The sequence below is a fragment of the Dactylosporangium sucinum genome (genome assembly GCF_014647515.1).
Taxonomy (GTDB): Bacteria; Actinomycetota; Actinomycetes; order Mycobacteriales; family Micromonosporaceae; genus Dactylosporangium; species Dactylosporangium sucinum.
Genome location: NZ_BMPI01000092.1, coordinates 27,510 through 40,314, shown reverse-complemented (window position 1 = coordinate 40,314; position 12,805 = coordinate 27,510). Strand labels below are relative to the sequence as shown.

The following is a 12,805-nucleotide window of genomic DNA, read 5'->3' as shown; positions in this document are numbered from 1 at the left end:
CTGCCCGACGGGACGTTCTCGCTCGTCTTCGGCGCCGGCAACGACATCGGCCAGCAGCTCGTCGCCGACCCCAACGTGGCCGCCGTCGGGTTCACCGGCTCCCGGGCGGGCGGGCTCGCGCTCCTCGCCACCGCGCAGCGGCGCCGGGTGCCCATCCCGGTGTACGCGGAGATGTCCAGCGTCAACCCGGTCTTCCTGCTGCCCGAGCGGCTCGCGACCGAGGCGGCGCCGACCGCGACCGGGTTCGCGGCCTCCCTCACGATGGGCGCCGGGCAGTTCTGCACCAACCCGGGGCTGCTGTTCGCGGTCGAGGGCGAGGGACTCGACGCGTTCCGCGCCGCGCTCGCCGAGGCCCTTCGGGGCAGGGCCGGGGACACGATGCTGACGGCCGGCATCGCCGCGGCGTACCGCGAGGGCGTCCTCCGCCGGGCCGCGGCACAAGACGTGCGGCAGCTCGCCGGCGGCGTCGACGGCGCCGCGCCGGCCGTCTTCGAGACCACCGGCAAGGCCTTCCGCACCGAGCGCGGCGGCGAGCTGCAGGAGGAGATCTTCGGCGCCGCGTCGCTGCTCGTCGTCTGCGCCGACGCCGATGAGCTGCTGCAGGCCGCCGAGATCCTGGACGGGCAGCTCACCGCCACGCTCCAGGCGGGCCCGGCCGACGCCGCGCTCGTCCGCCGGCTGCTGCCGGTCCTGGAGCGCAAGGCCGGCCGGATCGTCTACAACGGCTGGCCGACGGGCGTCGCGGTCAACCGGGCGATGGTGCACGGCGGCCCGTTCCCGGCCACGTCCGACGGCCGCACCACGTCCGTCGGCACGATGGCCGTCGAGCGGTTCCTGCGCCCGGTGGCCTACCAGAACCTGCCGGCAGGGCTGCTCGACGCGGCGGCCGGTCGCTGATCGAGCGCCCACGGCCGTCGGGCCGCCGACGTCCGTGTCCGACGCTGTCCGGCCGTGTCCGGGATCCGGGGCGGCGCCCGCGGGCGGTCGGCCACGATCCGGCCATGGACAAACATCGCCTCCCGTTGCGGCTCGCGTCGGTGCTGGTGTCCGCCGCCGCGATCGCCGCCGCCCAGTCCCCCGCGTCCGCCGCCGACCCCGCCCCCGCTCCGTCCTGTTCCGCCCAGGTGATCACGTTCACGCCCGGATACCAGGTCGTGGTCAACGTCCGCAACACCACCACGGTGCCGGTCACCGGGTGGCACCTCACGTTCCAGCTGGCGCCCACGGCGACCATCGCCAGCTCCTTCGGCGGCACCATCACGCGCGCCGGCTCCGCCGGCACCATCACGCCGGCGGTGTACTTCGCGACGATCCAGCCCGGTGGACAGGCCAACGTGGGATTCGGCGGCTCGGCTGTACCTTTCACGCCGCCCACCGGATTCACGCTGAACGGGACGCCCTGCGCGGCGTCCGGCTGGTAGCCCCGCCGTCCGGTGCGGGATAGCCTCCCGGCATCGGCGGGCGGCCCTCGGCATCGGCACCGGTCGCCGGGTCGCGCGGCGACCCGGCGGCCGGCATCGCGACGCTCGACGACCTGGGCCGGGCGCTGCGCGACCTGCGCCGGCGGCACGCCCGGGCCAGCGGGGGCGGCGAGCTGACCTACCGCCAGCTCGCCGCCGCGACGGGATGGTCCCGCGGCGTGATCGGCGGGTACCGGGCCGCGCTCGTCCGGCTGCTCGACCATCACGTCGCGACTGTGCTCGACGGCCTCGGGGCGACGCTGCACGCCGTCGGCCGGGTCGACGCCGCACTGGACCGGTACCGCGCCGCGCTGGACCTGGCGCGGCGCGCGGGCGACCCGCACGAGGCCGCCCGCGCGCTCGCCGGCCTCGCCGGCCTCGGCGAACCGGCGCCGGTCGGTCCCGTCCAGGCCGGACCCGCACCGCCCTTCGTAGCGTTGTACAACGCCGACGCGGGCGGCGCCATCCGCGGGCCGGCTCTTCCGGTCAGCCCGCCCCGACCGGCAGACTCGGCAGGGTGGCAGGGGACGGCGCCGCCGGCGACGCTGCGGTCGACCCGCACCTCCTTCGCGGGTTCACGATCGCCGTGATCGGCCATCGGCGCCGGCATCGCGTCGCCGACCTGCTCGAACAGCACGGCGCCCGGATCGTGTCGATCCAGGGCGTCCGCGCGGTGCCGCAGCCGGACCCGGCGGTGCTGCGCCGGGCCACGACCGCGTGTCTCGACGCGCAGCCCGACGACGTGGTGGTCTCGTCCGCCGCCGGAGTGCGGGCCTGGCTGCGAGCGACGCCCGACCGGAGCCGGCTGCTCGCGGCCATGGGCTCCGCCCGCCTGCTGGCCGCGGACGCCCGCACCGCGGACGCGCTGCGGGCCGAGGGCCTGCGCGAGGTGCTGTCGACGTCGGCCGGGACCGCCGACGGCCTGTACCGGTACGTGCTGGCCAACCGGGGCGGCGGGCGGCGGTTCGCGGTCCAGCTCGACACGCCGGACCAGACGGAGTACTGCCGGATGCTGCGCATGCGCGGCGCCGAGGTGGTCGAGGTACCCACATATGTGACGGAACCACCCAACGACATCGTCGGCCTGCGGCGGATCGTCGAGCTGATGGGCCGCCGCCAGGTCGACGCGGTCGCCTGGCTCGACCCGGTCGCGGCCGGCCACGTCCTGCGCTTCGCCGACGAGCACGGGCGGCTGCCGGCCGTGGTCGCCCAGCTCGGGACCCACGTCCCGACCATCTGCCGCGGCCCGCTCGGCGCCGAGGTGCTGCGCCGGCGTGCCGTGGACCCGGCGACCCCGGCGATGCCGTTCGACGAGGAGACGGCCGCCTGGCTGGCCCGGTCGGTCCTCGACCGGGCCGTGCACGCCACCGTCGCCGGTCATGCGCTGGAGGTGCGCGGACACGCGGCGCTGCTGGACGGCACGCTGTACCCGATCCAGCAGGGGCCCGTCGAGGTGCTGCGGATCTTGGCCGCCGAGCCGGGCAAGCTGCACTCCAGCGCGGACATCCGGCGGCTGCTGCCGAGCCTGGCCGACGTCGACGACCACGCGATCGAGATGGCGGTGTCCCGGCTGCGGCGGGCCCTGCCCGGCCTCGACCTCGTGCAGACCGTGATCAAGCGGGGGTACCGGCTGGCCGCCTGACGCGACCGTTTGCTGATCTTGTGAGACGCCTTGCAACACGGCTACACGTGGCGGTCGTGTCTGGTGCGCACCGGCCGCGGACACCAACACTCGAATGGCACGCCGCCGAACGCAACCGGGGAGAGGCCGATGAGGGACAGCAGTCTGCTCGTGCGCGACGCCGGCCCGCTCACCGTGGCCGAGCCGACGATCAACCGGGTACCCGCGATGCTCGTCGGGCAGCCCGGCCGCCCGGTCCTCGCCGTCTGGGGCCAGCAGGTCCCGGTGCGGGAACTCGTGCGGCAGCGCCCGGTGCTGCACCGCTATCTGGGCCGGCCCGTCATCCTCGGGATCCAGCCGGAGGACCTGCAGGACGCCCTCGTGCGGGGGCCCGGCCCCGCGGGATCGGCCGCGCTGGTGCTGCACGGCACGGTGCGGTACGTCCGCCTCGCGGGTGCGCACCGGATCGTCCAGCTGGAGCTGGCCGACGGCGAGGGCTTCGCCCAGCCCGCACCCGTCCTGGTGGCGCGGATGAGCGGCGGCTCGGCGGCCGGGCCCGGCGACCCGATCATGCTCGCGATCGACATGGGGCACCTGATGGTGTTCGACGCCCAGAGCGGCCTGAGCCTATGGTGAGGCGCGGCCGCGTCGCCGGGGTGTTGTGCGCCGCCCTCCTGCTGACCGGCTGCAATCCCGCCGACGGGTCGGCCAAGCCCTACGCCGGGCAGTCGGTGGAGGTCGCCGGCACCTGGACCGGCGCCGAGCAGGCGAACTTCGAGCGGGTGCTGCGGGCGTTCGGCACCCGGACCGGCGCGAAGGTGCGGTACACCTCCGGGGGCAGCGATCTCGACGTCCTCGTCGCCGGGCGGATTCGCGCCGGGACGCCGTTCGACGTCGCCATGATCCCGCAGCCGGGCGTCATCGCGCGGTACGCGTCCACCGGCGCCGCGAAACCGATCACCGGCGAGGCCGAGCAGGCGGTCCGCACACACTTCTCGCCGCAGTGGCAGCGGTTCGGCAGCGTCGGCGGCCGGCTCTACGGGGTGTACTTCAAGGCCGCGAACAAGTCGGTGATCTGGTACCGCAGCGACGCGTTCACGGCGGCGGGCGTGACCCCGCCCACGACGCTCGACGAGCTGACCACCGTGTCGCAGACGCTCGTCGACTCCGGCACGACGGCGATGGCGGTGCCCGGCGCCGACGGCTGGCCGCTCACCGACTGGTTCGAGAACATCTACCTGCAGCTTGCCGGCGCCGAGGCGTACGACCGCCTGGCCGCGCGGACGGTGCCGTGGACCGATCCGACGGTCGTGGAGACGCTGCGCATCATGGGTCGGTACTGGGCCTCGCCGCGGTTCCTGCAGGGCGGCCCCGACGGCGCGCTGCAGACCACGTTCACCCGCTCCGTCGCCGACGTCTTCGGGCGCCGGCCCAGCGCCGGCATGCTGTACGAGGGAGACTTCGTCACCACCGAGATCGCCAAGCTCGGCCTGTACCGGGTCGGCGAGGGCGCGCGGTACTTCGCCTGGCCGTCCGTGGACGGCACCGCCGGTGCGGTCGTCGCGGGTGGCGACGCCGCCGTCGCCTTCACCGACCGGCCGGTGACAATGGCGTTGATGGCATACCTCGCATCTCCGGACGCCGCCACGATCATGGCGCGCAGCGGCGGCTTCCTGTCGGTCAACGTCGACCTGGACCCCGCCGTCTATCCCGACGCGACCACCCGGGCGCTGGCCGGCAGCCTGCTGCTGGCGAAGACGCTGCGGTTCGACCTGTCGGACCTGACGCCGAGCGCGTTCGGCGGCGGCAACGGCGCGAGCATGTGGCGGCTCCTGCAGGAGTACCTGGCCGCGCCGGCGACCGATCCGGCCACCGTCGCGCAGCGCCTGGAGAGCGCCGCCGCCGGCGCGTACAGGGCCGCATGATGGCGCGCACCACCCGGGCCTCCCCGGCCGTGTGGCTGCTCGCACCGGCCGCGCTGCTCGTCGTCACGCTCGTCGTGTACCCGATCGGGCACACGGTCTGGTGGAGCTTCCACGACGCGGACGGCCGCGACCTCGTCGGCCCGGCCAACTACGTCGACGTCGTCACCACGCCGCACATCCGCCGGGCGCTGCTCAACAACGCCGTCTGGATCCTCGTCGCGCCCAACCTCGTCACCGCGATCGGGCTGCTGGTGGCGGTGCTCGCGCAGCGGGTCGGCCGCACCGCCGCGTTGCGCGTCGTGCTGTTCATGCCGATGGCGATCTCGCTGGTCAGCGCCGGGATCACGTTCCGGCTCGTGTACGACGCGAGTCCCGACCGGGGCATCCTCAACGCGGCGGTCGTCGGCGTCCACGACGCCTTCGTGCCGCCGTCGCCGTACCCCGGCGCGCGGCCCCGGGAGGGCCAGGGACTGGTCGCGACCGGCGGCGGGCTGGAGACCGTCCGGACCGTGAGCGGTGGCGAGACGGTCCTGCTGCCGCTGCTCGGCCTCGCGCCCGGGCAGCTGCCGGCGTCGGCGCGCCCGGCCGCCGTCCCGGCCGGCGCCGGGGCGGGCGTCCGCGGGGTGGTCTGGTCCGACTTCACCGCGACCGGCGGCCGGCCGGGCGTCGTCGACGCCCGCGAGCTCGGCCTGCCGGAGGTCGAGGTGGAGGTGCTGCGCGACGGCGCGGTCGTCGCCCGGACGCGGACGGCGGCGGACGGCACGTTCCAGCTGCCGCAGCTGACCGGTCACGGCTACGTCGTGCGGCTCGCGGCCGGCAACTTCACCGAGCCGTTCGCCGGCCTGACCTGGCTCGGGCCCTCACTCGTCACCCCGGCGATGATCGGCGTGTACATCTGGATCTGGACCGGGTTCGCGATGGTGCTCATCACGGTCGCGGCGGCGGCGATCCCGAAGGAGACCGTCGAGGCCGCCCGGGTCGACGGCGCCGGCGAGTGGCAGATCCTGCGGCGGGTGACCGTGCCGCTGATGCGCCCGACCATCGTGGTCGTGCTGCTCACCCTGACGGTCAACGTGCTCAAGGTGTTCGACCTCGTGCTGGTCGTCGCCCCGGAGTCGGCGCAGGGCCCGGCGTCGGTGCTCGCGCTGGAGATGTGGCGCTCGTCGTTCACCGACATCGGGCGGGGCAGCGCCCTCGGTGTGCTGCTGCTCGTCCTCGCGTTGCCCGGAGTGCTGTTCAACATCCATCGCCTGCGCAGGAGCGAGCGGTGAGCATCTTCACCCCGGTCGACGTACCGGAACTGCAGCCCGCCGGTACCGAACCCGACCCCCGGCCGCGGGTGAACCCGGCCGTGCGGGCCGTGCGGCGGATCGCCCGCGGGGCCGCCCAGGTGGCCCTCGTCGCCATCGGGCTGTGGTGGCTGGTGCCGACGATCGGCCTCGCCGTCACCAGCCTGCGCAGCCCGGCCGACGCCGGCGACACCCCCTGGTGGACGGTCCTGCAGGCGCCGACCCAGCTCACGCTGCGCAACTACGAGGGTCTGCTGGCCGACGGCCGGATCGTCAACGCCCTGTGGAACACGGTGCTCATCTCGGTGCCGTCGACGGTGCTGGTGGTGGCGATCGCCGCCGCCGCCGCGTACCCGCTGGCGTGGCTGGAGTTCCGCGGCCGCCACGTCGTGACGCTCGTCATGGCCGGGCTCATCGCCGTGCCGGTGCAGACAGCGATCATCCCCGACGCGCAGCTGTTCCGGCTGATCGGGCTCTCCGGCACCATCCCGGCACTGGTGGCCTTCCACGTCGCGTTCGGGCTGCCGTTCGCCGTCTTCCTGCTGCGCAACTTCTATCTGGGCATCCCGGCGGACTTCGTCGAGGCCGCGCGGATGGACGGCGGCAGTGAGTTCGCGATCTTCTGGCGGATCGTGCTGCCGCTGGGCCGGCCGGCGCTGGCCTCCCTGGCGGTCTTCCAGTTCGTGTGGGTGTGGAACGACCTCGTCGTGGCGCTCGTCTTCGCCCGCTCGGACAACGCGCCGATCACCTCCGTGCTGCAGGAGCAGATGCGCTCCTTCCCCTCCAACATCGACGTGGTCGCGCCCGGCGCGCTCGTGTCGATGGCCGTGCCGCTGCTGGTCTTCTTCCTGTTCCAACGGTTCTTCGTCAACAGCATGCTCGCCGGCTCGGTCCGGTAGCAGAACTCCCCCGCCACCTCCGGAACGGAACATCCCTCATGACACTCACCCCTGTCCGGCACGTACCGAAGACGCCTTTACCAGTCGACAAAGAGTGGTACAAGCGCGCCGTGTTCTACGAGGTCCTGACGCAGGCCTGCTTCGACTCCAACGACGACGGCGTCGGTGACCTGCTCGGCCTGGTGTCCAAACTGGACTACCTGCAGTGGCTCGGCATCGACTGCCTCTGGCTGCCACCGATCTACGACTCGCCCCGTCGCGACGGCGGCTACGACATCCGCGACTACTACATGATCAGCCCCGAGTACGGGACGATCGACGACTTCGCGACCCTGATCCAAGAGGCGCACGCGCGCGGCATCCGCGTCATCACCGACCTCGTGCTCAACCACACCTCCGACACCCATCGCTGGTTCCAGGAGTCGCGCCGCGACCCGGCCGGGCCGTTCGGCGACTTCTACGTGTGGAGCGACACCGACACCGGCTACCCCGAAGCCCGCATCATCTTCGCCGACACCGAACCGTCGAACTGGACCTTCGACCCCGTCCGGCAGCAGTTCTACTGGCACCGGTTCTTCCACCACCAGCCCGACCTCAACTACGACAACCCGGCCGTCGCCGACGCCATGCTCGACGTCGTGCGCTTCTGGCTGAAGCTGGGCATCGACGGCTTCCGCCTCGACGCGGTGCCCTACCTCTTCGAGCGCGAGGGGACCGACTGCGCCAGCCTGCCGCAGACCCACGAGTACCTCAAACGCATCCGCAAGATCGTCGACGACGAGTACCCCGGGACCGTCCTGCTCGCCGAGGCGAACATGTGGCCGACCGACCTCGTCGAGTACTTCGGCGACGCCGACCTCGGCGGCGACGAGTGCCACATGGCGTTCCACTTCCCGCTCATGCCGCGGATCTTCATGGCGGTCCGCAAGGAGTCGCGGGTGCCGATCGCGGACATCATCACGCAGACGCCGCGCATCCCGGACAGTTGCCAGTGGGGCACCTTCCTGCGCAACCACGACGAGCTGACCCTGGAGATGGTCACCGACGAGGAACGCGACTACCTCTACAGCGAGTACGCCCACGACCCCCGGATGCGGTTGAACCTCGGCATCCGGCGGCGGCTCGCCCCGATGCTGAACAACGACCGCGACCAGATCGAGCTGTTCACGTCGCTGCTGCTGTCCCTGCCCGGCTCGCCGGTCATCTACTACGGCGACGAGATCGGCATGGGCGACAACGTCTACCTCGGCGACCGCGACGGCGTGCGGACCCCGATGCAGTGGAACGTCGACCGCAACGGCGGCTTCTCCCGCTCCGACCCCGGCCGGCTGTACCTGCCGATGAACAACGGCTGGGTGTACGGCTACCAGTCGGTCAACGTCGAGCGGCAGCTCCAGGAGCCCGCGTCGCTGCTGCACTGGACCCGCAAGATGCTGGCGATCCGCAAGCAGCACACCGCGTTCGCGCTGGGCGACCTGACCATCCTCAACAACACCAACGAGGCGGTGTTCGCGTTCCTGCGCGAGTACTCCGGCAACGACACGGACGGCGACACCGACCAGGTCCTGCTGTGCGTGCACAACCTGTCCCGGCATCCGCAGCCGGTGCAGCTGCCGATCGGGTCCCGGTTCCACGGCCACACGCCGGTCGAGCTCACCGGGAACACGCGCTTTCCGGCCATCGGCCTGCGGGCGTACCTCCTGACCCTGCCCGGCTACGGATCGTACTGGTTCCGCATCGTCCCGCCCGGTCGGCGCAAGGGGAACGCCAATGTCCGATGACGCCCCACCCTCGTGGCGGCGTACCGGGTGACGCCCGGCGGGGCCGTCATCGGGCGAATCGGTGCGCGCGCACGGCCGCGGGTAGCATGCCAGGGGCGTTCGCCGCGGTGTCGACCCGGGGTTCACCGCGGATCGCGTGCCGCGTCAAGAGGGAGATGCCGGGATCGTGGCCAGGACACTGAGGATCACCACGAGGAACGCGACGTTCCAGCAGTGGCAGGCGTCGCTGACCAACCGCGGCAAGCGTCAGCGGGCCGGCGAGTTCATCGTCCAGGGTGTCCGGTCGATCAGCCTCGCCGTGGAGCACGGCTGGGCCATCCGGGCGCTGCTCTTCGCCGAGGAGCAGACCCTGTCCCGATGGGCGGGCGGCATCGTCGACCGGGCCGGCGGCGCCGCCCGGGTCGCCCTCGCACCGGAACTGCTGCACGAGCTCGGGGGCAAGGAGGACGAGGTTCCCGAGCTCCTCGCCGTCGTCGGGCTGCCCGACGACGACCTCACCCGCATCCCGGCCGGTCCGCACATGTTCGTGGTGGTGTTCGACCGGCCCACGACACCGGGCAACATCGGCACGCTGGTCCGCTCCGCGGACGCGCTCGGCGCGTCGGGCGTGGTGATCACCGGGCACGCCGCGGATCCCTACGACCCCAAGGCGGTGCGCGCCAGCACCGGATCGCTGTTCGCCCTGCCGGTCGTGCGGGTCGCGAGTCATCGCGACGTGCTCGACTGGGCCGCCGGGCTGCGCACGCACGGCATCGCCGTCGAGGTCCTCGGCACCGACGAACACGGCGATGTCGACATCGCCGAGCACGACCTCACGGGCGCGAAGATCGTGGCGATCGGGAACGAGACCCAGGGCCTCAGCAACGCGTGGCGGCAGTCCTGCGACCGGATGGTGCGCATCCCGATCGGCGGCTCCGCCAGTTCCCTCAACGCGGCGTCGGCCGGGACGATCGTGCTGTACGAGGCGGCCCGGCAACGAACGCACCGCGCGGCTCCGTCTCCGCGGCGCTGAGGCGACGCCACTGCGTCGAACGAGCCGCACGCCTGCCGGGGCCCGGCGCCGCTATCCGACGTACCGGGCGACCAGGCGGAGCAGGTGGTCCGCGTCGACCGGCTTGGTGATGTAGTCCGTGGCGCCGGAGGCCAGGGAGCGCTCCCGGTCGCCCTTCATGGCCTTGGCCGTGACAGCGATGATCGGCAGGTCGCGGTACCGGGGCATCGCGCGGATCCGGGCGGTGGTGGCATTGCCGTCCAGCCCGGGCATCATCACGTCCATCAGGACCAGGGCGATGTCGTCGGCGTCCTGCAGCGCGCGCAGGCCGGCGGCGCCGTCCTCGGCCCGGGCCACCCGCAGGCCGTACGCCTCCAGCAGGGTCGCCAACGCGAGCGTGTTGCGCGGGTCGTCGTCGACGATGAGCACCTTCTCCCCGTGGAAGCGCGTGGGCTCCCCGGTGGCCGGCACCTCCGCCGCCGGCTCCTCCACCGGTTCGGCCCACAGCTCGTCCGGTGCGGCTGCGGCCTCGTCCGGCTCGGACGGCGCCCGGAGGTCCGCGGCCGCGGTGCTGGACGGCATGACGTCGCCGGCATCGACGGGCAGGTACAGGGTGAAGATACTGCCGTGGTCCGGTTCGCTGTACACCTTGAGCTCTCCGCCGAGCAGGAGGGTCAGCTCGCGGGTGATGGACAGGCCCAGCCCGCTGCCCCCGTACGTGCGGCTGGTCGTGCCGTCGCCCTGCTGGAACGCCTCGAAGACGAGCGAGAGTTTGTCGGCCGGGATGCCGATGCCGCTGTCTTCCACGTCGAACGCGATCCGCCGGACGGCGGACCGCAGTGCCGAGCGGGTCACCTCCGACCTGTCGGCGAGGCGGATGCGCAGGGCGACGCTGCCGGTGTGGGTGAACTTGACCGCGTTGGACAACAGGTTCCGCAGGATCTGCTGCAGGCGGTACCGGTCGGTCTCCAGGCTGGCCGGCACGTCCGGCTCGATGACCACGGTGAACTCCAGTGCCTTCTCGGCGGCGAGCGGACGGTACAGCGACTCGATGTAGCCGACCAGCTCGGACAGCTCGACGGGGACCGGCAGCACCTCCATCCGTCCGGCCTCGATCTTGGCCAGGTCGAGCACGTTGTTGATGAGGTGGAGCAGGTCGTTGCCGGCGCGGTAGACCGTCCTGGCCAGCTCGACCTGCTTGGCGTTCAGGTTGCCGTCGAGGTTGTCGGCGAGCAGCTTGGCCATGATCAGGATGCTGTTGAGCGGCGTGCGCAGCTCGTGCGACATGTTGGCGAGGAACTCGGACTTGTACCTGGAGGCGACGGCGATCTGCCGCGCCCGCTCCTCCAGCTGGCTCGCCTCTTCGAGCTTGACGTTCTTCGCCTCGATGTCGCGGTTCTGCCGGGCCAGGAGCTCGGCCTTCTCGGCCAGCTCGGTGTTGGAGCGGCGCAGCTCCTCCTGCTGCGCCCGCAGCTCCTGTGCGAGGCGCTGCGACTCGATCAGCAGCCCCTCGGTGCGTGAGGCGGCCCGGATCGTGTTGATGTTGACGCCGATCGCCTCCTTGAGCTGTTCGAGCAGGTCGTGGTGGACGCCGGTGAACTCGTGGACGGACGACAGCTCGATCACCCCGAGCACCTGGCCCTCGAACAGCACCGGAAGCACGATCACGTTCACCGGGTCGGCCGAGCCCAGCGACGAGGAGATCTTGACGTAGTCCGGCGGGGCGCCGGACATTGTGATCGTCTTCTTGTCCCACGCCGCCTGACCGACCAGCGACTCGCCGAGCCGGAACCGCGTGGGCGCATCGTTGCCGAGCCGGGCGCCGTAGCTGGCGGCACGCTCGAGCGTGACGGAGCCGTCGGCGTCCGTTGCGAGGAAGAACGTGCCGTGCTGCGCCGAGACGATGGGCGGCAGTTCGCTCATGACGAGCGAGGTCAGCGTGGCGAGGTCACGGTGGCCCTGCATGAGTCGGAAGATCCGCGCGACGCTGGTCTTCAGCCAGTCCTGCTCCTGGTTCGTGCCGGTGGTCTCCTTCAGGTTCGCGATCATCTGGTTGATGTTGTCCTTGAGCTCGGCGACTTCGCCGGAGGCGTCCACGGTGATGTGGCGGGTGAGGTCGCCCGTGGTGACCGCGATGGTGACCGCCGCGATCGCACGGATCTGGGCGGTGAGGTTGCCGGCGAGGTGGTTGACGCTCTCGGTGAGCCGCTGCCACGTGCCAGAGACGCCGAGGACCTCCGCCTGGCCGCCGAGCTTGCCCTCGGTACCGACTTCGCGGGCCACCCTCGTGACCTCGGCGGCGAACGCCGACAGCCGGTCGACCATCGTGTTGATCGTGGTCTTCAGCTCCAGGATCTCCCCGCGAGCGTCGACATCGATCTTCTTGGACAGGTCACCGCGGGCGACCGCGGTGGTGACCAGCGCGATGTTGCGAACCTGGCTGGTCAGGTTCTGCGCCATCGAGTTGACGTTGTCGGTGAGGTCCTTCCAGGTACCGCCCGCGCCGCGGACCCGGGCCTGACCGCCGAGCCGGCCGTCGGTACCCACCTCACGCGCCACCCGGGTCACCTCGTCGGCGAACGCGCGCAGCGTGTCGACCATCTCGTTGATCGTGTCGGCCAGGGCCGCAACCTCGCCTCGCGCCTCGACCGTGATCTTCTTCGACAGGTTGCCGTCGGCGACCGCGGTGGCCACCGTGGCGATGCTGCGGACCTGGTTGGTGAGGTTCTCCGCCATGATGTTGACGTTGTCGGTGAGGTCCTTCCAGGTACCGCCGGCGCCGCGGACCCGGGCCTGACCGCCGAGCCGGCCGTCGGTGCCCACCTCACGCGCCACCCGG

11 protein-coding genes are annotated in these 12,805 nt (G+C 72.2%); 10 read left to right on the top strand and 1 reads right to left on the bottom strand.

Annotation, left to right across the window (positions count from 1 at the left end; genetic code table 11):
* The 10 genes from IEZ31_RS50210 to IEZ31_RS50165 all read left to right on the top strand — a co-directional run.
* On the top strand, nt 1-897 hold an 897-nt coding region (locus IEZ31_RS50210; RefSeq protein ID WP_190257245.1), incomplete at its 5' end, for an aldehyde dehydrogenase family protein.
* Between the two features lie 104 nt (nt 898-1,001).
* On the top strand, nt 1,002-1,421 hold the full coding sequence (locus IEZ31_RS50205; RefSeq protein WP_190257244.1) for a cellulose binding domain-containing protein: 420 nt from the start codon (nt 1,002-1,004) through the stop codon (nt 1,419-1,421).
* 218 nt (nt 1,422-1,639) lie between these two features.
* Nucleotides 1,640-2,050 carry a tetratricopeptide repeat protein gene (locus IEZ31_RS50200; protein ID WP_190257243.1) on the top strand — a complete coding sequence of 137 codons (411 nt, stop codon included), beginning with the start codon at nt 1,640-1,642 and terminating at the stop codon, nt 2,048-2,050.
* Nucleotides 1,978-3,102: a uroporphyrinogen-III synthase gene (locus tag IEZ31_RS50195; RefSeq protein ID WP_190257242.1), complete on the top strand. Its 1,125-nt coding sequence runs from the start codon at nt 1,978-1,980 to the stop codon at nt 3,100-3,102. The genes IEZ31_RS50200 and IEZ31_RS50195 overlap by 73 nt, the downstream gene beginning before the upstream one ends.
* A gap of 129 nt (nt 3,103-3,231) precedes the next feature.
* Nucleotides 3,232-3,717 carry a TOBE domain-containing protein gene (locus IEZ31_RS50190; protein WP_190257241.1) on the top strand — a complete coding sequence of 162 codons (486 nt, stop codon included), beginning with the start codon at nt 3,232-3,234 and terminating at the stop codon, nt 3,715-3,717.
* A complete protein-coding gene (locus tag IEZ31_RS50185) occupies nt 3,711-5,006 on the top strand; it encodes an ABC transporter substrate-binding protein (protein ID WP_190257240.1) in 1,296 nt (431 codons plus the stop codon). Before IEZ31_RS50190 ends, IEZ31_RS50185 begins: the two co-directional genes overlap by 7 nt.
* Complete coding sequence (locus IEZ31_RS50180; protein ID WP_229837084.1) at nt 5,003-6,277, top strand: carbohydrate ABC transporter permease; 1,275 nt, start codon at nt 5,003-5,005, stop codon at nt 6,275-6,277. Before IEZ31_RS50185 ends, IEZ31_RS50180 begins: the two co-directional genes overlap by 4 nt.
* Nucleotides 6,274-7,194, top strand: coding sequence for a carbohydrate ABC transporter permease (locus IEZ31_RS50175; RefSeq protein ID WP_229837082.1), 921 nt, complete (start codon nt 6,274-6,276; stop codon nt 7,192-7,194). The genes IEZ31_RS50180 and IEZ31_RS50175 overlap by 4 nt, the downstream gene beginning before the upstream one ends.
* Nucleotides 7,195-7,232: 38 nt before the next feature.
* Nucleotides 7,233-8,975, top strand: coding sequence for a maltose alpha-D-glucosyltransferase (treS, locus tag IEZ31_RS50170; protein WP_190257239.1), 1,743 nt, complete (start codon nt 7,233-7,235; stop codon nt 8,973-8,975).
* Between the two features lie 166 nt (nt 8,976-9,141).
* Nucleotides 9,142-9,987 (top strand): TrmH family RNA methyltransferase, encoded by an 846-nt coding sequence (locus tag IEZ31_RS50165; protein WP_190257238.1) that lies wholly within the window; start codon nt 9,142-9,144, stop codon nt 9,985-9,987.
* A 51-nt stretch (nt 9,988-10,038) separates the two neighbouring features.
* On the opposite strand, the gene IEZ31_RS50160 is transcribed toward IEZ31_RS50165, so the two are convergent.
* A partial coding sequence (locus tag IEZ31_RS50160; RefSeq protein ID WP_229837080.1) for a HAMP domain-containing protein occupies nt 10,039-12,805 on the bottom strand: 2,767 nt, incomplete at its 5' end.